Source organism: Acinetobacter baumannii, assembly GCF_009759685.1.
GTDB classification, from domain to species: Bacteria; Pseudomonadota; Gammaproteobacteria; order Pseudomonadales; family Moraxellaceae; genus Acinetobacter; species Acinetobacter baumannii.
Genome location: NZ_CP046654.1, coordinates 1,218,483 through 1,238,908, shown reverse-complemented (window position 1 = coordinate 1,238,908; position 20,426 = coordinate 1,218,483). Strand labels below are relative to the sequence as shown.

The 20,426-nt window shown below is 41.4% G+C and carries 17 protein-coding genes; 9 read left to right on the top strand and 8 right to left on the bottom strand.

The window, feature by feature from the left end:
• Positions 1-52 precede the first annotated feature (52 nt).
• The 8 genes from hutU (at position 53) to murI (ending at position 10,667) form a co-directional block, all read left to right on the top strand.
• The gene (gene hutU, locus GO593_RS05835; RefSeq protein WP_000214181.1) at positions 53-1,729 is read left to right on the top strand and encodes a urocanate hydratase; all 1,677 of its coding nucleotides are present in this window, start codon (positions 53-55) and stop codon (positions 1,727-1,729) included.
• Between the two features lie 87 nt (positions 1,730-1,816).
• Positions 1,817-3,355 carry a histidine ammonia-lyase gene (hutH, locus tag GO593_RS05830; protein WP_000421600.1) on the top strand — a complete coding sequence of 513 codons (1,539 nt, stop codon included), beginning with the start codon at positions 1,817-1,819 and terminating at the stop codon, positions 3,353-3,355.
• 64 nt (positions 3,356-3,419) lie between these two features.
• Entirely contained in the window at positions 3,420-4,832 is a 1,413-nt protein-coding gene (locus GO593_RS05825) for an amino acid permease (RefSeq protein ID WP_000081468.1), read from the top strand.
• A gap of 51 nt (positions 4,833-4,883) precedes the next feature.
• Positions 4,884-6,089 (top strand): imidazolonepropionase, encoded by a 1,206-nt coding sequence (gene hutI / locus GO593_RS05820; protein WP_000737786.1) that lies wholly within the window; start codon positions 4,884-4,886, stop codon positions 6,087-6,089.
• A 10-nt stretch (positions 6,090-6,099) separates the two neighbouring features.
• Complete coding sequence (hutG, locus tag GO593_RS05815; RefSeq protein ID WP_001016896.1) at positions 6,100-7,020, top strand: formimidoylglutamase; 921 nt, start codon at positions 6,100-6,102, stop codon at positions 7,018-7,020.
• A 253-nt stretch (positions 7,021-7,273) separates the two neighbouring features.
• The gene (locus GO593_RS05810) at positions 7,274-9,100 is read left to right on the top strand and encodes a DUF885 domain-containing protein (RefSeq protein ID WP_000797605.1); all 1,827 of its coding nucleotides are present in this window, start codon (positions 7,274-7,276) and stop codon (positions 9,098-9,100) included.
• Positions 9,101-9,204: 104 nt separating this feature from the next.
• The gene (locus GO593_RS05805) at positions 9,205-9,843 is read left to right on the top strand and encodes an HAD family hydrolase (protein ID WP_000415727.1); all 639 of its coding nucleotides are present in this window, start codon (positions 9,205-9,207) and stop codon (positions 9,841-9,843) included.
• Positions 9,844-9,866: 23 nt separating this feature from the next.
• Positions 9,867-10,667 carry a glutamate racemase gene (gene murI / locus GO593_RS05800; RefSeq protein WP_001063715.1) on the top strand — a complete coding sequence of 267 codons (801 nt, stop codon included), beginning with the start codon at positions 9,867-9,869 and terminating at the stop codon, positions 10,665-10,667.
• An 85-nt stretch (positions 10,668-10,752) separates the two neighbouring features.
• On the opposite strand, the gene glmS is transcribed toward murI, so the two are convergent.
• The 8 genes from glmS to GO593_RS05760 form a co-directional block, all read right to left on the bottom strand.
• Positions 10,753-12,591 carry a glutamine--fructose-6-phosphate transaminase (isomerizing) gene (gene glmS / locus GO593_RS05795; RefSeq protein WP_000334190.1) on the bottom strand — a complete coding sequence of 613 codons (1,839 nt, stop codon included), beginning with the start codon at positions 12,589-12,591 and terminating at the stop codon, positions 10,753-10,755.
• A 12-nt stretch (positions 12,592-12,603) separates the two neighbouring features.
• Positions 12,604-13,968: a bifunctional UDP-N-acetylglucosamine diphosphorylase/glucosamine-1-phosphate N-acetyltransferase GlmU gene (gene glmU / locus GO593_RS05790; RefSeq protein WP_000108584.1), complete on the bottom strand. Its 1,365-nt coding sequence runs from the start codon at positions 13,966-13,968 to the stop codon at positions 12,604-12,606.
• A gap of 16 nt (positions 13,969-13,984) precedes the next feature.
• Positions 13,985-14,500: a phosphatidylglycerophosphatase A family protein gene (locus tag GO593_RS05785; protein ID WP_000380673.1), complete on the bottom strand. Its 516-nt coding sequence runs from the start codon at positions 14,498-14,500 to the stop codon at positions 13,985-13,987.
• On the bottom strand, positions 14,478-15,395 hold the full coding sequence (gene thiL / locus GO593_RS05780; RefSeq protein ID WP_000807408.1) for a thiamine-phosphate kinase: 918 nt from the start codon (positions 15,393-15,395) through the stop codon (positions 14,478-14,480). Before thiL ends, GO593_RS05785 begins: the two co-directional genes overlap by 23 nt.
• 15 nt (positions 15,396-15,410) lie before the next feature.
• Complete coding sequence (gene nusB, locus GO593_RS05775; protein WP_000084188.1) at positions 15,411-15,860, bottom strand: transcription antitermination factor NusB; 450 nt, start codon at positions 15,858-15,860, stop codon at positions 15,411-15,413.
• A 3-nt stretch (positions 15,861-15,863) separates the two neighbouring features.
• Positions 15,864-16,334, bottom strand: coding sequence for a 6,7-dimethyl-8-ribityllumazine synthase (gene ribH, locus GO593_RS05770; protein ID WP_001007829.1), 471 nt, complete (start codon positions 16,332-16,334; stop codon positions 15,864-15,866).
• Positions 16,335-16,345: 11 nt separating this feature from the next.
• Positions 16,346-17,467, bottom strand: a complete 1,122-nt coding sequence (gene ribBA, locus GO593_RS05765) for a bifunctional 3,4-dihydroxy-2-butanone-4-phosphate synthase/GTP cyclohydrolase II (protein WP_001131388.1) — start codon at positions 17,465-17,467, stop codon at positions 16,346-16,348.
• A gap of 239 nt (positions 17,468-17,706) precedes the next feature.
• Positions 17,707-19,014 (bottom strand): hypothetical protein, encoded by a 1,308-nt coding sequence (locus GO593_RS05760; protein WP_002000748.1) that lies wholly within the window; start codon positions 19,012-19,014, stop codon positions 17,707-17,709.
• A gap of 59 nt (positions 19,015-19,073) precedes the next feature.
• On the opposite strand from GO593_RS05760, the gene serB reads away from it, so the two are divergent.
• Positions 19,074-20,297, top strand: a complete 1,224-nt coding sequence (gene serB / locus GO593_RS05755; RefSeq protein ID WP_001206799.1) for a phosphoserine phosphatase SerB — start codon at positions 19,074-19,076, stop codon at positions 20,295-20,297.
• Positions 20,298-20,426: the final 129 nt, after the last annotated feature.

Here is a 20,426-nt window from a genome sequence, read left to right as displayed (position 1 = left end):
GCAGAAACAAGTGATGTTCTGCTGATGTAAGCTCAAAGGAAGGAGTCCGACTGTGACAACAACGACAACAAAATTTCGTGATGTAGAAATTCGTGCACCACGCGGCACTGAATTAACGGCTAAGAGTTGGTTAACTGAAGCCCCATTGCGTATGTTGATGAATAACCTTGATCCGGACGTTGCAGAAAACCCGAAAGAATTGGTGGTATACGGTGGTATTGGCCGTGCAGCACGAAACTGGGAATGTTTCGACAAAATTGTAGATACGCTAAAAAATCTTGAAACTGACGAAACTTTATTAGTTCAATCAGGCAAACCAGTAGGTGTATTTAAAACTCATAAAGATGCGCCACGCGTTTTAATTGCAAACTCAAACCTTGTACCGCACTGGGCGAACTGGGAACACTTTAACGAATTAGACGCTAAAGCTTTGGCAATGTACGGTCAAATGACAGCGGGTTCGTGGATCTACATTGGTAGCCAAGGTATTGTACAAGGTACTTATGAAACTTTCGTTGAGGCAGGTCGCCAACATTACAATGGTGATTTAAAAGGTCGTTGGGTTCTTACTGCTGGTTTAGGCGGTATGGGTGGTGCTCAGCCTTTAGCTGCAACACTTGCAGGTGCATGTTCTTTAAACATCGAATGCCAACAAGCAAGTATCGATTTCCGTTTACGTACTCGTTATGTAGATGAACAAGCGACTGATTTAGACGACGCTTTAGCACGTATTGATCGCTATACAAAAGAAGGTAAAGCAATTTCAATTGCACTTCATGGTAATGCTGCTGAAATTTTACCTGAGCTTGTACGCCGTGGTGTACGTCCAGACATGGTGACTGACCAAACAAGTGCACACGATCCACTTAATGGCTACTTACCAGTAGGCTGGACTTGGGATGAATACCGTGAACGCGCGAAAAAAGAACCGGAAGCTGTTGTAAAAGCTGCGAAACAGTCGATGGCAAAACACGTACAAGCCATGCTTGATTTCCAAAAAATGGGTGTTCCAACATTTGACTATGGCAATAACATCCGTCAAATGGCGAAAGAAGAAGGCGTAGCAAACGCTTTTGATTTCCCGGGCTTCGTACCTGCATACATCCGTCCATTGTTCTGTCGCGGTATTGGTCCATTCCGTTGGGCAGCGCTTTCTGGTGATCCGGAAGATATTTATAAAACAGATGCCAAAGTTAAAGAGTTAATTCCTGATGATGAGCATTTACATCATTGGTTAGACATGGCTCGTGAACGTATTAGCTTCCAAGGCTTACCAGCGCGTATTTGCTGGGTAGGTTTGGGCTTACGTGCAAAACTTGGTTTGGCATTTAACGAAATGGTTCGTAGCGGTGAATTGTCTGCACCGATCGTGATTGGTCGTGACCACTTAGACTCAGGTTCGGTTGCAAGTCCTAACCGTGAAACTGAAGCAATGCAAGACGGATCAGATGCAGTATCAGACTGGCCTTTATTAAATGCATTGTTAAATACAGCAGGCGGCGCAACTTGGGTGTCTCTACATCATGGTGGTGGTGTAGGTATGGGCTTCTCTCAACACTCAGGCGTTGTGATTGTGTGTGACGGTACAGATGAAGCTGCTGCACGTATTGCTCGCGTACTAACCAATGACCCTGCAACAGGTGTTATGCGTCATGCTGATGCAGGTTATGAAATTGCGATTAACTGTGCCAAAGAGCAAGGCCTACACTTGCCAATGATCACGCAATAAAAATACATGGAAGAACTGGCGGTGCTTTTTGCAATTGTGAAAAGCACCGTCTCAGCAGAATATAGTGCAAAAAATTAGGAAGCCAACATGGAATTACTGATCCAACCGGGAAAACTGACCTTAGCCGATTTACGTCAAGCTTACCTCAACCCAATTAAAGTTAAATTAGATGAAAGTGCTTCATCTGCAATTAATGCAAGCGTGGCTTGTGTAGAGCAAATTGTAAATGAAGGACGTACAGCTTACGGTATTAATACAGGTTTTGGTTTACTTGCTTCAACTAAAATTGCGCCTGAAGATTTAGAAAAATTACAGCGTTCTTTGGTGCTTTCCCATGCCGCAGGTGTAGGTGAAGCACTTGATGATGCAATGGTTCGTTTAATTATTCTATTGAAAGCAAATAGCTTGGCACGTGGTTTCTCTGGTATTCGTCGTAAAGTCATTGATGCTTTGTTGGCCTTAATTAATGCTGAAGTTTACCCACACATTCCACTTAAAGGTTCAGTAGGGGCTTCTGGCGACTTGGCACCACTTGCACACATGTCTTTAGTTTTACTTGGTGAAAGTAAGGCACGTTATAAAGGTGAATGGTTACCAGCAGTTGAAGCTTTAAAAATTGCAGGTTTGGAACCAATTTCTTTAGCGGCTAAAGAAGGTTTGGCACTTTTAAATGGTACGCAGGTTTCGACGGCTTATGCTTTACGTGGTTTATTTGAAGCAGAAGATTTATTTGCTGCCGCAACAGTTTGTGGTGGCTTAAGTGTTGAAGCAATGCTTGGTTCACGTGCACCTTTCGATGCGCGTATTCACGAAGTACGCGGCCAACGTGGTCAAATTGATGTAGCTGCGGCTTATCGCGATTTATTGACTGATTCGAGTGAAATCTCTCGTTCACATGAAGAATGTGGCAAAGTTCAAGACCCATATTCTTTACGTTGCCAACCACAGGTGATGGGTGCATGTTTAACTCAAATCCGTCAGGCTGCTGAAGTATTAGAAATTGAAGCAAATGCCGTATCTGATAACCCGCTTGTATTTGCTGAACAAGGTGACGTGATTTCTGGTGGTAACTTCCATGCAGAACCTGTTGCAATGGCGGCCGACAATTTAGCATTGGCAATTGCAGAAATTGGTTCACTATCTGAACGTCGTATTTCGATGATGATGGACCGTCATATGTCACAGCTTCCACCGTTCTTGGTAGCAAATGGTGGTGTTAACTCGGGCTTTATGATTGCTCAAGTGACAGCTGCTGCTCTTGCGAGTGACAACAAAGCGCTTGCACATCCTGCAAGTGTGGATAGCTTACCGACTTCAGCCAACCAAGAAGACCATGTATCGATGGCTCCAAATGCTGGTAAACGTCTTTGGTATATGGCTGATAACGTCCGCGGCATTTTAGCTGTTGAATGGTTAGGCGCTTGTCAGGGTCTAGACTTCCGTGAAGGTTTAAAAAGCTCGCCTAAACTTGAACAAGCTCGTAAAATCTTGCGCGACCAAGTTCCTTACTACAGTGAAGACCGTTTCTTTGCTCCTGATATCGAACAGGCTAGTGAATTGCTTGCGAGTGGTTGCCTAAACGAATTACTCATTCCAAAACTACTCCCTAGTTTATCTGAAGTGTGATTGATAAAACGGTCACATGGAGTGGCCGAATCCAACTAAATTTCCTCAAGGATTGGAGATTATAATGTCACAAAACTCCACACTACAGCGGGGCTTAAACACCCGCCACATTCGTTTCTTGGCATTGGGCTCAGCAATTGGAACTGGGCTTTTCTATGGTTCGGCAACTGCTATTAAAATGGCAGGGCCTTCAGTATTACTTGCGTACATCGTTGCAGGGATTGCAATTTATATTGTGATGCGCGCACTGGGGGAAATGGCAGTCCATAACCCTGTCTCTGGCTCATTTAGCCACTATGCTTCTCAATACATTGGTCCTTTGGCCGGCTTTACGACAGGCTGGACTTATGTTTTTGAGATGGTGATTGTTGCAATTGCCGATGTCACTGCGTTTGGTATTTATATGGGGTTCTGGTATCCCGATGTCCCACGGTGGATCTGGATTTTGTCTCTCATCATGTTCTTGGGCGCAATTAACCTCATTCATGTGAAAGTCTTTGGTGAACTCGAATTTTGGCTCTCAATTGTCAAGGTGAGTGCCATTGTTGCCATGATTTTAGGTGGCTTAGGTTTGATGTTCTATGGCTTCCATGTTGACCATAGCAGTGTAGTGCCGGGGATTCAAAACTTATGGATCTATGAAGGCTTTATGCCACATGGCATTGCAGGCTTGGTTGCATGTTTATCTGTAGTGGTATTTGCTTTCGGTGGTATCGAAATTATTGGTATTACAGCAGGTGAATCACAAGACCCGAAAACTACTTTACCTAAAGCAATTAATGCTGTTCCGGTACGTATTTTACTTTTCTATGTACTTACTATATTTGTACTCATGTCGATTTTCCCATGGAACCAGATTGGTAGCCAAGGCAGCCCGTTTGTACAAATTTTTGAAAACTTAGGCATTAAATCTGCTGCAAATATTTTAAATATTGTGGTGGTAACTGCTGCAATTTCGGCAATTAACAGTGATGTGTTTGGTGCAGGCCGTATGTTGTACGGTATGGCAAATCGTGGTCAAGCACCTCGAATTTTCCAAAAATTATCGCGTAATGGTGTGCCTTGGATGACTGTTGTGGTTATGGCTGGCGTGCTGTTAATTGGTGTGGTGCTGAACTACCTGATTCCTGAAAATGTGTTTGTCATCATTGCATCAATTGCAACGTTTGCAACTGTTTGGGTATGGCTCATGATCTTGCTTTCGCAAGTGGCTATGCGCCGTAAATTATCTACTGCTGAAATTAAGGCACTTGATTTCCCTGTATTTGGCTGGCCATATGCCCCTGCTTTTGCAATCGGTTTTATGGTGTTCATTTTAGTGATGATGGGCTACTTCCCAGATTCGCGTCCTGCAATTTATGTAGGAATCACTTGGCTTGCTCTCTTAACTATTGCTTATCGTATTTGGGTAAAACCAGAGCAAAGCTTGGGAAAGGAAAGTGAGCCTGTCCAGCAAAACATAGAAATGGAAAGCTAACAAATCAGCTGCCCAATAGTTTTACTGTTGGGCAGTTTCGAGGATAGGCTAATGAAAAAACTTTGGCAAAACTGCCATATTGCCACCATGCAAAATGGGCAATATTCCTACATTGAAGATGCTGCAATTGTCACAGAAGGGCATCTCATCCACTGGATTGGAAAACAACAACAACTTCCTGCCGACACTTATTCCGAAACAGTTGACTTAAATGGCGCTTGGGTAACCCCGGGGTTCATCGACTGTCATACGCATAGCGTATTTGGTGGTAACCGTAGTGTTGAGTTTGAAAAGCGCTTACAGGGCGTGAGTTATGCTGAAATTGCTGCAAGTGGTGGCGGTATTGCTAGTACAGTACGCGCAACCCGAGAAGCCAGTGAAGAACAATTACTGAAATCAGCCCTTAAGCGTATTCGATGCATGCAACAAGACGGTGTAACCACCATTGAAATTAAGTCTGGCTACGGACTCAACTACGAAAACGAGCGCAAGATGCTGTGTGTGATCCGTCAAATTGGTGAAGCTTTACCAATGACGGTAAAAAGTACGTGTTTAGCTGCACATGCTTTACCGCCAGAGTACAAAGACCAAAGCGATGCTTATATCGAGCATATCTGTACAGAAATGCTGCCTAAACTGCATGCTGAAGGTTTAGTCGATGCTGTTGATGCTTTCTGCGAGCATTTAGCATTTTCGCCAGCTCAGGTTGAACGTGTTTTTAAAACGGCACAATCATTGGGGCTACCCGTTAAACTTCATGCCGAACAGCTTTCATCGCTAGGTGGCTCAAGCTTAGCAGCACGTTATCATGCTTTGTCGGCTGACCATTTAGAGTACATGACCGAAGATGATGTCAAAGCCATGGCAGAGTCGGGCACGGTTGCAGTGTTATTACCGGGTGCCTTTTATTTATTGCGTGAAACACAATACCCGCCAATTGAAAGTCTTATTAAACACGGAGTGCGTATTGCGCTGTCGAGTGATTTAAATCCGGGTACATCCCCAGCACTTTCTTTACGTTTAATGCTGAATATGGGCAGTACGTTATTCCGTTTAACGCCTGAGCAAGCATTAGCAGGTGTCACTATTCATGCTGCACAAGCGCTCGGTTTAGAGCAAACACACGGTAGTTTGGAGCAAGGTAAAGTCGCTGACTTTGTGGCTTGGGATATTGAGCATCCATCTGAAATTGTTTACTGGCTGGGCGGAGATTTGCCTAAGCGAGTCGTTCAGCATGGACAAGAAGTTATTTTTTAAACGGTGTCACATGAATCACACATTTAAATGGCAAGGCCGACATGATGGCGAGGGTGAAGCACATCAACGTATTTACCATATTGTGAACACCACCCAACATGCTGAATTTGCCCTGATTGGTTTTAGCTCTGATGAAGGCGTGAAACGTAATAAAGGCCGAGTTGGTGCTGCCGACGCACCAGATGCGATTCGTACCCAACTTGCTAACTTACCGATTCATCGTCCAGTCAGTATTGTCGATTTGGGGACGGTGACCTGTGAATATGGCAATTTAGAGCAAGCACAAAGCGAATTAGCTGAACAAGTCGCAAATAGCCTAGAACATGGCTTAAAACCTGTTGTATTGGGCGGTGGACATGAAGTTGCATTTGGCAGCTTTAGCGGTCTGTTCCAATATGTACAAGCCCACGCACCAAATAAAAAAATCGGCATTATTAATTTCGATGCCCATTTTGATTTGCGTGAAGCAGAGCATGCCACCTCTGGAACACCTTTTTTACAGGCAGCTCGACTTTCAGAACAGCATCAAAAACAATTTAATTATTTATGTATTGGGGTTGCCAACCATGCCAATACTAAAATTTTGTTTGATACTGCCGATGCGCTGAATTGTTCATATTTACGTGATCATGAGGTTAATATTTTTAACCTAAACAACGTGCTCGTAGCGGTTGATGCTTTTATTGAAAAAGTAGACTGCTTGTACGTTACGATTGATCTAGATGTCTTCACGGCTGCGGTTGCACCGGGAGTCAGTGCACCTGCTGTAAAAGGAATTGATTTAGCGACTTTTGAAGCAATTTTTAAGCATATTCAAGAGACTGGAAAAATCAAACTTTTAGATATTGCTGAGTGCAATCCAAAATTTGATTTAGACAATAGAACTGCAAAGTTGGCTGCCTATATTGTTTATCAATATTTGTTTTCTTGAGAAACAATTTTTAATGTAGAAATGAAAAAGTGCACTGAGATCGCTCATGTGCGCTTTTTTTTGACTTTCTGGTAAATTAAAGTCAGATACGGAATATAGATAGCAACTATAAATAATATAATTAAAAAGAAAATTAATTTATAAAATCATTGAGTTAAAAAATACTCGATTTTTACACTATTTTATATGCTGCTTGGCACGTAATTTGTTTTGTCTTTATTTTAAACTTCGTTAAATATGTTTGGATAATTAAATGAAAAACAGAACCTTACATTTTGCTTGTATCAGTGTTTTATTTTGGATGTCTCATTCTTCTAATGCTGCAACCCCCGAAATAAATACAAATAGCATCGAAAAATCACAATCTAAACAAAAGAGTGATGTCTCTGTTCGGGTGAAAGCTTTAAACCAACTTTTACAGGAACTGTGGGAATATACTTTGAAAAATAACCCTGAAACTGCAACGACTTTAGGCGATTTACGCTACAACGATCGATGGACCGAGTCTTCAAAAAGTCAGATTGAGAAAGATAAAAAAACTACTCAAAATTTTTTAAAACGTTTCGAAGCAATTGATAGCACAGGGTTTTCAGCAACTGATCAATTAAATAAAGATTTAATGATTTATCAGTTGAAAGAAACACTTAAAAATTATGATTTGAAATTGTATGAGATGCCTTTTAATCAAATGTGGGGGCTACATTTACAATTTCCGGGATTCATTAGTGCAATTCCATTTGATAATACTAAGCAATATCAAGACTATATTGCTCGTTTAAAACAAATTCCTCTTATTCTTGATCAAGGTATTCAGTTAGCGAAACAAGGACAAAAAGACGGATTGATGCCACCCAAATATTTAATTGAAAAGGTGGCAAAGCAGATTGATAGCATTGCAACTCCAGCAGGGAAGGACAGTGTGTTTGCCTCTCCATTAAAGCAATTTCCAAAAAATATTTCGAAAGCAGAACAAGAGCGTTTAAGCCGTGAAATACTACAGACTATAGATCAGAATGTTCGGCCTGCTTATCAAAAACTCGGGGCGTTTATTCAAAAAGATTACTTACCCCATGGACGACAACACGAGGGTATATGGAGTTTGCCAAACGGTGACGAGCTCTATCGCTTTTATGTAGAAAATAATACGACAACCTTGGAAAGCCCTGAAAATATTCATCAGCTCGGGTTAAAAGAAGTTGCTCGTATAGAAGCGGAAATGCTAAAAATTGCCAAAGCACAAGGTTTCAATGACTTAAAAAGCTTCCAACAATCTTTAAAAACAAATCCTGCGGTTTTCCCAAAATCTCGTGAAGAAATTTTAGAGATTTATCGTGGATATATTGCCCAAATGCAACCGGAGTTGCCGAAGCTGTTTGGTTTGTTACCAAAAAATAAAGTTGAAGTTTTGCCTGTAGAGCAATATCGAGAAAAAGAAGCGGCAGGTGCGGAATATCACCAAGGCACGCCTGATGGTTCACGTCCCGGACAAGTATATGTAAATACTGGCGACTTCTCTGAACGTTCCAAAATATCAATGGAAGCGACTGCTTACCATGAGGCAATTCCCGGCCACCATATGCAGATTGATATTGCCCAAAACCTGCCAAATTTGCCGATGTTCCGTAAGCAACCCAACCACACTGCCTACATTGAAGGATGGGCACTTTACGCAGAGCAACTGGGTAAAGATGTTGGTTTCTATAAAGACCAGCTTTCAGACTATGGAAGACTCTCGAGTGAGTTGTTCCGTGCTTGTCGGTTAGTGGTGGACACTGGCGTACACTATAAAAAATGGACCCGTCAGCAAATGATTGATTTTATGCGAGAACACTCAGCTTTAGATGAACCCGATATTCAGGCAGAGGCAGACCGATATATCGCTATTCCTGCACAAGCATTGGCATACAAAATGGGTCAACTCAAAATTTTAGAGCTACGGGAGCTTGCAAAACAGGAGCTTGGAGATCGTTTTGATATCAAAACGTTTCATGACATGATTTTAAATGCAGGAACATTGCCTTTAAATATACTCGATGCCCGTATTAAAAATTGGATAAACGAACAAAAAGCGGCAGCTTAAAACAAAAATCAAAATTTAGGTCAGGTCCTCGTAGGGCCTGATTTAAAAACCAATAGAAAACAGAATATAATTATAAAAAATATATTTTATTTCAGAACTTTAAAATGGAAAAATCTTTAAAAGAATACCAAGCTATTATTTTTGATATGGACGGTACTTTAGTCGACTCCTTTAGCTTCTTTTTAGGGGCATTAAATCAGCTTGCCAAGAAGCATAAATTTAAATCTGTAGAGCTACATGAAGTAGAGCAGTACAAACATCTTTCACCAAAAGAAATTATGAAAGAGATGAATGTTTCTAGGTGGAAACTGCCTTGGATTGCCAAAGATTTCATTCGTTTAATGAAAGAAAGAGATCAAGAAGTTTACATGTTTGAAGGCATGCGGGATCAGCTAATAGAACTACATAAGCGGGGATATACGCTCGCAATTATTACTTCAAACTCTAAAGAAAACTGTCAAAGTATTCTTGGTACAGAACTATGTGAACTTTTTAGCCATATTGATGGTGGCTCGTCTATATTTGGTAAAGCTAAACGAATTAAGCGTGTTCTAAACATTTTGAATTTAAATAAAGAGCAGGCTATTTATGTTGGTGACCAAACGACTGATGGCGAAGCTGCACATAAAGCAGGCATTGATTTTGCTGCGGTAGGTTGGGGTTATACATCGGCTGAAAAATTAAAAACCATTCAGCCCAAAGTCGTGCTAACAGACTTGGCAACCATGAAAAAATTTTTCTGAATATATGAAATGCAGGACAAACCATGAATAACAATAACAACCCGATTGGAATGATTGATTCTGGTTTAGGTGGGTTGTCTCTTTTTAAGCATATTCGGCAGGCCCTTCCGAATGAAGACATTATCTATTTCGCTGACTCGAAATATGTCCCGTATGGAGACAAAGAAAGCGACTGGATTGTTTCACGAACCACGCATTTAATTTCAAACTTAGTTGCTCAGGGCAAATGCAAAGCGATCGTAATTGCTTGTAACACCATGACGGCTGTAGCGATTGAAACGATTAGAGCGCAAATTAATGTGCCACTTATTGCAATAGAACCCGCCGTAAAACCGGCAGTAGCAATCACTCAAAGTAAGCATATTGCGGTTTTGGCAACTGCCACCACGGTAAAGGGTAAAAATTTAAAAAGTTTAATTGAAATGTATGCGCAAGATATTAAAGTGTCTTTAGTGCCTTGTATTGGCTTAGCTGAAAAAATCGAAACGGGCAAAGCACATACCGCGGAAGTTAAAGATTATTTAAAAAATATTTTGGCGCCGTTGGTCGAGCAAAAAGTCGATACGATTATTTTAGGATGCACACACTATCCATTTGTCTCAGATACGATTCAGGAAATTGTAGGCCGTGATATTCAAATTATTGAGCCTTCGGAAGCTGTGACAGCGCAATTAATACGGCAGCTCAATCAATATCATTTAAGTTCTGAAAGTCCAAATGAGGGGAATCATATTATTTGGACCAGTTCAGACCCGTTGGAAGTTGCGGACGTTACTTTTTCTTTGTTATCTGAGAAATTGTCTGTAAAAGCTGTAGAGCTATAAAAAGCCCAATAGGCAATTAATGCATATCGGGCTTAATAAATCAGTTATTAAAGCAGGTGATGCCTTAATAATGATCTTTTTTGAATTACTCTACAGTTACTGACTTCGCCAAGTTACGTGGCTGGTCAACGTCTGTACCACGTAATACAGCAACGTGATAAGACAACAACTGAACTGGTACGCTATAAATGATTGGTGCAAGCCATTCGTTTACTGTTGGAATTTGTACAACGTGTTGACGATCTTTTTCGACTACACCGCTATTTTCATCAGCAAAAACGAATAACTCACCGCCACGCGCCTGAACTTCTTCCATATTCGACTTAAGCTTATCAAGCATTTCGTCATTTGGCGCAAGAATCACGATTGGCATTTCAGTATCAACAAGTGCCAATGGGCCATGTTTTAACTCACCAGCCGCATAACCTTCTGCGTGAATATATGAAATTTCTTTAAGCTTTAATGCACCTTCCAAAGCGATTGGATAGTGTGTGCCTCGGCCTAAGAATAAACAGTGTTGTTTTTCAACGAACAATTCTGATAAACGTAAAATTTCAGCATCTTGCTTAAGCGTATCAAGAATGACTTTCGGGCTGTGCCACAATTCACGAGCAAGCTCTTCAATCATCACATTGCTAATACGCTGTTTCACTTGACCAATTTTCAAGATTAACAACATTAATGCAGCAAGCTGAGTCGTGAACGCTTTTGTTGATGCAACACCAATCTCTGGGCCTGCAAGCGTCAATAAGTGGTGATCAGTTTCACGCACCATTGAAGAAGTTGCGACGTTACAGATCGTTAAAGTCTGAATGTCGATATTATTTGCTTTAGCACGTTTTTGAGTTTCACGTAGTGCAGCTAAGGTATCCGCTGTTTCACCTGATTGTGAAATACAGATGTAAAGTGTATTTTCCACAATCACTGGTGAGCGATAACGGAATTCACTCGCAATCTCAACTTGGCAAGGCACACCAATCAATTGCTCAAACCAATATTTAGCGATCATTCCTGAGTGATAACTTGTACCACACGCAATAATTTGAACACTTTGAAGTTTACTGAAATCTGCATCAGCATCTTTCAAGAAATCATCACGTAAATTGTTGCCATCAAGCGCTTGAGAAATTGTTTGTTTGATTGCTTCAGGCTGCTCATAAATTTCTTTGAGCATGTAGTGTTTATATTCACCTTTTGAAGCACTGCTTACAGTTGCATCAAGTTCTTTAACTGGACGTTCAACACGTTCACCTTTTACAAATACTTCAATTGAAGTACGAGTAAGACGGGCAATATCGCCTTCTTCTAAGTAAATAAAACGGTTTGTTACTGGTAAAAGAGCCAATTGGTCTGAACTGATAAAGTTCTCGCCAATACCCACACCAATTACAAGTGGTGAACCTTCACGTACAGTAATGAGTTCATCTGGGTAATCGCTGTGAATAATACCTAATGCATAGGCACCTTTAAGCTGAGGAACTACAGATTCTACTGCTTCAAGTAAACTATCAGTATTTTTTAGAGCTTCTGCAACTAAATGGGCTACCACTTCAGTATCTGTTTGAGAAGTAAATACATATCCTAAAGCTTGAAGGTCATCTTTAAGCTCTTGATAGTTCTCGATAATACCGTTGTGAACGACTGCTACCTTGCCTGACATGTGCGGGTGAGCATTATTTTCGGTCGGTTTACCGTGTGTTGCCCAACGGGTATGCGCAATACCAATTGCTCCAGTAAGCTGGTGTTCTGAAACAGCGTCTGCAAGATTGGCAACTTTACCAACACGGCGTTCACGTAAAATTTGCTGGTTATTGAGTAAAGCAACGCCTGCCGAATCATAACCACGATATTCAAGACGTTTTAAACCTTCAATTAAAATCTCGGTTACACAACGTTCTGCAACGCCTCCGACGATACCACACATATTTCAATCCTCTTATTTTTTAAGCTTTTGGGGACGTTGATAATTTGCTTTAGAAATTTGTTGAGCACGCTCAAAGGAGAGACTTTGTTCAGCCACATCTTTCGTAATCACAGAACCCGCACCGACTGTTGCTCCATTACCAATAGTCACAGGCGCAACCAGCGAGCTATTAGAACCGATAAAAACTGCATCGCCAATAGTGGTTTTGTGTTTATTTGCACCATCATAATTGCAGGTGATTGTACCTGCCCCAATATTTGATTCAGCACCGATCTCGGCATCACCTAAATAGGTGAAATGGTTAGCTTTACTGCCTAGACCGATCGTTGTATTTTTGACTTCAACAAAGTTGCCGATATGTACTTCATTTGCCAATTTAGCACCTGGACGTAAGCGTGCGAATGGACCAATTTGGGTATTTTCCCCAACAACTGCTCCATCAAAAACGCTGTACGCTTGGACTTTAGTGCCCGCTGCAATGGTTGTATTTTTTAAAATACAGCCCGCACCGATTTCTACAAAGTCACCGAGTTCACAGTCGCCTTCAATAATGACATTCACATCAATACGGACATCATGACCAACTTTTACTGTACCACGTAAATCAAAACGTGCAGGATCAGCAAAAGTTACGCCTTGCTGCATAAGTTCTTTTGCTTGTTGCTTCTGAAATTCACGCTCAAGTGCTGCAAGTTGCAGGCGGTCATTTACACCTTCAACTTCAAATGCGAGCTCTGGTTGAATTGAGGCGATTTCTAAACCATCAGCAACAGCCATCGCAACGATATCAGTTAAATAGTATTCGCCTTGTGCATTTTCATTTGAAAGCTTAGGCAACCACTCATGCAGTTTTGCATTGCTGACACAGTAAATACCTGTGTTGATTTCTTGAATTTGACGCTGAGCTTCGGTTGCGTCTTTATGTTCAACAATTGCTTGGATTTTACCGTCTTGGCGGACAATACGGCCATAACCTGTTGGGTTATCGACATGTAAAGTAATCATGCCAATACCGGTTTTATTTGATACTTCAATCAGTTGTTCAAGTGTTGTTTGACGGACTAAAGGAACATCACCGTATAAAATTAATGAAATGCCGTCTTTAGGAAGTACAGGTAAAGTCATCTGTACAGCATGACCGGTCCCTAACTGTTCTGCTTGTTCAACCCACTGAATATTTTCTTGTGCGAATGTCTTTTTTACGTGATCGCCACCATGTCCATAAATGGTAATGATGTTTTCTGCTAATAGTTGTTTTGCTGTTTTAATAACATGTCCTAGTAGCGGGCGACCAGCTAAAGGTTGTAGTACTTTAGGGAGCTGAGAACGCATTCGCGTTCCTTTGCCTGCAGCAAGAATAATGACAGTAGTTGACATGAATAACTCGAATGATTTAACTCAAATGGATAATAATTAGTGTACAAAGAGCAGCCCATACACCGGCAATAATATCGTCAAGCATAATACCAAAACCACCGTGTACTTGGCGATCAATGACGCGTATAGGCCAAGGTTTCCAAACATCGAAAATTCGAAATAATATAAATCCTGTAATTACCCAAATCCAATTTATTTGTTGTAAATAGAGCAGAGGAAGAAAGGTAATAGATTGACCTGCAAATTCATCCCACACAATTCGACCATCATCATGAACATCAAGGATTTTTGCAGTTTGACCGCAAATATAAATACCCACCACTGACATGATGAGAATAGCGATTAAACTTAAAGTAAACCCGAGAGATAACCAGATGGGAACAAAAAGTAAGGCGAAAGCAGAGCCAAAAGTACCAGGTGCTTTAGGAGCAAGACCAGATCCAAAACCAACCCCACAGAAAACGATGCAGCGGTTGAACCAAGACATGTCTTTAAAATGAATCGGCGGTTTATGCAAAGTGTTGGTATCCATGAATTTGCAATGGGTAATCTGAACCCAAATGCTCAAAAGTTAGTTTTGTTTGCTCAACGATCTGTCCGATCATTGTAATCTTAACGTCTAGTTGTTTTTGCAAAAGTTTTTCATAATTTTGCGGTGTTATTGTAAAACATAATTCGTAGTCATCACCACCTGCCAAGGCATATTGCCAACGTTGTCGTTCTTCTAGTTGTTGCAGTACAGGATCGACAGGTAATTTTTCCAGGATGAGTCGTGCTCCAACCTTGGATGCTTTTAAAATATGTCCTAAATCTTGAGCTAAACCATCTGACACATCGATCATGCTAGAGGCGAGCCCTTTTAGCTCTTCTCCAAGCTTACAACGTGGCGTCGGATAGTCCAGTCTTTGTTGTAGGGAATGTCCTAAATGCTGAAGCCCATAAGCAGCATCACCAATCTGCCCACTTACACAAACATAATCACCGACCTTAGCACCTGAACGTAATACAGCTTTTCCTGTTTCAATCCAGCCCATGGCTGTGACGGTAATGGTAAGGTGCGGACCTTGAGTGGTATCTCCGCCAATTAAGGCAACTCCAAATTGATTACAACAGTCATAGAGTCCCTGACTAAATCCTTCAAGCCACTCATGGTCAACTTGAGGCAAGCTGATCGCAAGTAAAATACTATGTGGTTTGGCACCCATTGCAGCAATATCAGACAGATTTACGGCAACACTTTTCCAGCCAATCGCATGGGGCGAGGTTTCAAGAGGGAAGTGACGTCCAGCAACAAGTGTATCTGCACAGATCACCAGTTGTTGATTTGGAGGGGGAGTAATTAAGGCTGAGTCATCACCAATACCAAGCGCAACGTCAGGATGTGACTGACGATTAAAGTATTGATCAATAATTGAGAACTCAGCCATAGAACATCAAGCCTATTATTTTGCTTGTTGTTTTTCTGCGCTACGCAGTGTCGAACTTAAACGGTCTAATACACCATTGATGTATTTATGACTGTCTGCTCCGCCAAAATGCTTAGCAAGTTCGATTGCTTCATCAAGTACCACACGATATGGAATTTCTAGATGATCACGTAACTCGTAAGCACCTAAACGCAAAGTTGCGAGCTCTACACCATCTAGCGCGTCAATTTCACGGTCAAGTACCGGAATAAGTAACGCATCAAGGTCTTCGTGCTGAGCGATAACTTGAGTAAGTAGTTCGTGATAATAGTTCAAGTCTACCTTGTGCATTGCATTTTCAGCACGTGTACGCGCTTCAATTTCATGTACAGGGTTGTGACTCATTTGCCACTCATAAATACCTTGTACAGCAAAACGACGTGCTTTACGTTTTGCTGCATAAGCGGCTTGCAGTGTTTGAGACATGCTTTAAATTGCCTTTAATAAATTAACCATTTCAATTGCAGTTAAAGCAGCTTCGCTACCTTTGTTTCCTGCTTTTGTACCTGAGCGTTCGATTGCTTGCTCGATGCTGTCAGTAGTTAATACACCATTGATAACAGGCAAGCTGCTTTCTAACGCAACTACACCTAAACCTTTCGCACATTCACCAGCAACAAAGTCAAAGTGAGGTGTGCTACCACGAATGACTGCACCGAGTGCAATGATGGCATCAAACTGGTTTGATGTAGCTAATTTTTTAGCAACGATCGGTAGTTCCCATGCGCCTGGAGCGTGAATAACAGTAATGTTATCTTCATTTACGCCATGACGTTTTAACGTGTCGATCGCGCCTTCTAATAAGTGTTCAACAACAAAACTGTTGAAACGACCCACTAAAATCGCATAACGACCTTCGCTTGCGAGATGTAATAAACCTTCAATACGGCGAATTGCCATAGCAACCTCGATTATTTCGTTGTGATTTGATCAGCAGTGACATATTCCACTACTTCTAAATTAAAGCCAGATAAGGCATTGAAACGCAATGGTGAGCTCAGAAGCTTCATTTTTTCAACACCTAAATCACGCAAAATTTGAGCACCAACACCAATGGTTTGATATTGATGTGAAAGTGCTGCATTGGATTTCACCGGTTTTGGCTTAGTTAAATCATCCAACGCTGGTCCCAAGTCTTGCAAATGATCTTGTCCGATCCAGACTAAAACGCCGCGGTCACTTGCTGCAATCGTTTGTAGCGCACGGTCTAGATTCCAAGCCGGTTCACCGTCAGCTTTATTTAGCTTAAGCAAATCGCGAACAGGACTAAAACCATGTACACGTACCGTTGTAACGCCTTCTTTTGGCTCACCTTTGACTAAAGCCAAATGAATGTCAGGGTTACCTATCTCACGATAGCGATAGAGCTCAAATGAACCATATTCTGTTTGAATCGTTCTTTGATCCAAACGTTCTACAGTTTGCTCATTGGTCATACGGTAGTGGATTAGGTCGGCAATTGTACCAATTTTTAGGCCATGCTTCTCAGCAAAAATTTCTAAATCTGCGCGGCGTGCCATTGTGCCATCTTCTTTGATGATTTCACAAATGACAGATGCAGGCTCAAGACCTGCCAGTCGTGCTAAATCACAACCTGCCTCGGTATGACCTGCACGGTGTAATACACCACCTGGCTGTGCCATGAGTGGGAAAATATGACCCGGTTGTACAATATCGTTTGGTTTGGCATGTGCTGCCACAGCAGCTTGAATCGTGTGAGCACGTTCTGCTGCCGAAATACCTGTGGTAATACCTTCAGCTGCTTCGATAGATAACGTAAAGTTAGTACCATGCTGGGCACCGTTCTGGTCAACCATCAGCGGGAGGTTTAATTGTTTACAACGTTCACGGCTTAAAGTTAAGCAAACTAAACCGCGTGCATGTGTAATCATGAAGTTAATATCTTCAGGGCGTACATGCGTTGCTGCGATGACAAGGTCACCTTCATTTTCACGGTCTTCGTCATCCATTAAGATGACCATTTTGCCTGCACGGATATCGGCGACAAGTTCTTCAACACGACTCAGCGGCATTTGCTTTCACCTTTTTTTGTCGTAAGACAATTTCTATTGAATAAATTTCGCATAGTTTACGCTGTTTATAGAATTTTGCCTATGATTCTGATTTATCCAAATTTACGACTCAACATCATAGAACCGGATTTATTTAGATAAATAAATCATAAAGAAATAAAATTATTTAAAATAAATACCATAAATTTAGATAAAAAAACCTAGCCGGATGGCTAGGTTTAAATGCGCGCAATAAATTTTTAAGATGCTGCACTACTCGGGCTGTCATTTTGAGGAATTGATTTTTTACCCATCAAAATTTCAGTTCGAATATTTTGTGCAAGCTCTGCACATTCAGCATTCATACCATTGATCATAAATGCATGACGAGTCATGACATTACTTGGGTTAGGCATTGCAACAAGCTGATAGCTGTCTTGAATTGCTTTAAGCTGTTCATTATCAAGGTAGAGTGCAGATTCTTTCGCATGAAGATGTTGCGCTAAACGTTGAGCAGCTTCTTTGGCATCAATTTGCATTGCTTCTACGGCATTACACACGGCACTGCGAGTTTGTAGTGCAAAGCGTTTATCTTCACGGTAACGCTTATATAAAACATCTGAAAGCAATTGAAAAACCGTACCTACCATAAGTAGACACTCTACAGCGTGTGGATGTGAAGTCGAAATGGCAAGTGTTGCGCCCTCTGCATGAAACTCATCTACAACATCAATATCAGTTGCTTTCAAATGATAATGCTTTGTACATAGCTCAATACTCTTATTTAAAAAGAGCTGACAAAGTTTAAAGTACGGTACCGAAACAGACTGGTTAACACTACTTAATAATTGTTTAGGGTCATAAAATTGAATATTAAGTGCCAAGGTATTTTGGTCTGTAGACTCTAAGCTTTTTTCTGGTTGCGAGCGAACAATTGGTTTAGCTTTAGCTTGCTGCTGAGCTTGGGCTACCAAGGTCACTGTATTTTGTTTTTCAAGCGCGAGAGCTTGAGTTAACTCTTGAATTTCATGTTTTAAACGGTTTTCTTCATTAATACGAGCTAAGTATTCGCTACGCGTTGGGCGAGCGATGGCACGGTAAGCAAGCCATAATAAAACATGTAAGAACAGTGAGGCTAAAATCGCAAGCCATTGGGTACGAAGAATTTCCCCAATACTTGGTTGAATTAGTGTGATTTCAATAGAACCGACTTTTTTCTCGTTTTGAAGCGCATCACGAACAAAAATTTCACCTTGGCGAGTTTTTGACATGCCGCTTGTTGCCAAAACTTGTTTATTGGCGTCAAGAATACGGATAGATGCCACACTTGGATTGGTCGCATAGCGATTGGCAATCAGAGCTAAAGAGACCGTATTGGCAGGTTCAAGCTCAGATAAGCTGTCTGCAACGAGTTGACTGGTCATGAGCTGACCTTGACTCGCACGGTTTTCATTGAGCTGGTGTGTCGTTGCAATCACCAATAAAAAGGTATGCAATGCAAAACTAATGATCAGTAGGCTAGCAAATAGCCCTTGTCTAGGCGCAATCAAGTTAAACTTCCAAGGCAATTATATTGAAATTCGATTATGATTCTTACAATAGTTGTCACTCAGACTAGAGTCAATTCATGCGAGAAATCATTCTTATATCCTTTTTAGGACCGGACCAACCAAACCAGTTTACCCGATTAATGCAAGTACTATCCGTACATTCATTGCAAATACTGGATGTAGGTCAGGCTGTTATTCATAATCAACTTACATTGGGCATTGTGGTCGCCTCTGAAAATGAAACCGCGACCGCGTTGGCAATGAAAGAGATTTTGATTTTAGCACATGATATTGGCTTAACAGTGCGCTTTAAACCTATCTCGGGCGCAGAATACGATCAATGGGTCAGCGAAGGTGGACGAACTCGTTATATCGTCACGGCTTTAGCACCGGAACTCACTGCCGCACATTTACAAGCCGTTACACAAATTGTGTCTAGCCAAGGCTTTAACATCGAAACTGTAACTCGTTTATCAGGCCGTGTAGATCTTGAAAAAGATAGCACATTGCCTCGCCGTGCTTGTGTACAGTTTGGTTTAAGCAGTGGTCCGACTCTAGATGCTCAAGCTATGCGTGCAGCTTGTTTGCTTCTTTCAAGCGAATTAAATATTGATGTGGCTGTTCAGGAAGATAATGCTTACCGACGTAACCGCCGTTTAGTCTGCTTCGATATGGATTCAACTTTAATTGAACAAGAAGTGATTGATGAATTGGCGCTTGAAGCAGGGGTGGGCGAGCAAGTTGCTGAAATCACTGAAAGAGCGATGCAAGGTGAGTTGGACTTCCAGCAAAGTTTCCGTGCGCGGGTTGCTTTACTCAAAGGTCTTGATGCGTCAGTTTTACCTAAAATTGCCGAGCGATTGACAATCACCGAAGGTGCCGAGCGCCTCATTTCGACTTTAAAAGCCCTCGGATATAAAACGGCAATTTTATCTGGTGGCTTCCAATATTTTGCTGAATATTTACAAGCTAAATTAGGTATTGATGAAGTTCACGCTAACGTTTTAGATGTACAAGATGGCGTTGTGACTGGTGAAGTAAAAGGTGTAATTGTTGATGGTGCCCGTAAAGCGGAGTTGCTGCGTGAGCTGGCGAACAAACTCGGTATTTCACTAGAGCAAGCGATGGCTGTTGGCGATGGCGCAAATGATTTACCGATGCTTGCGATTGCAGGACTTGGCGTAGCATATCGTGCTAAACCACTGGTGCGTCAAAATGCAAATCAGGCGATTTCAAGCGTTGGTCTAGATGGAGTACTGTATTTACTCGGTATGCATGATAAAGATTTAAGCCGTGCTTAAATAATAGTGAACAATCATTAAGCGCTGCTCAAGAGTAGCGCTTTTTTTATGCAGAATAGTCATAAAAACAAGCAAGTTATGACAAAATTATGCACAGAAAAAAGGCAATAAAAAAAACTGAAAAAAACT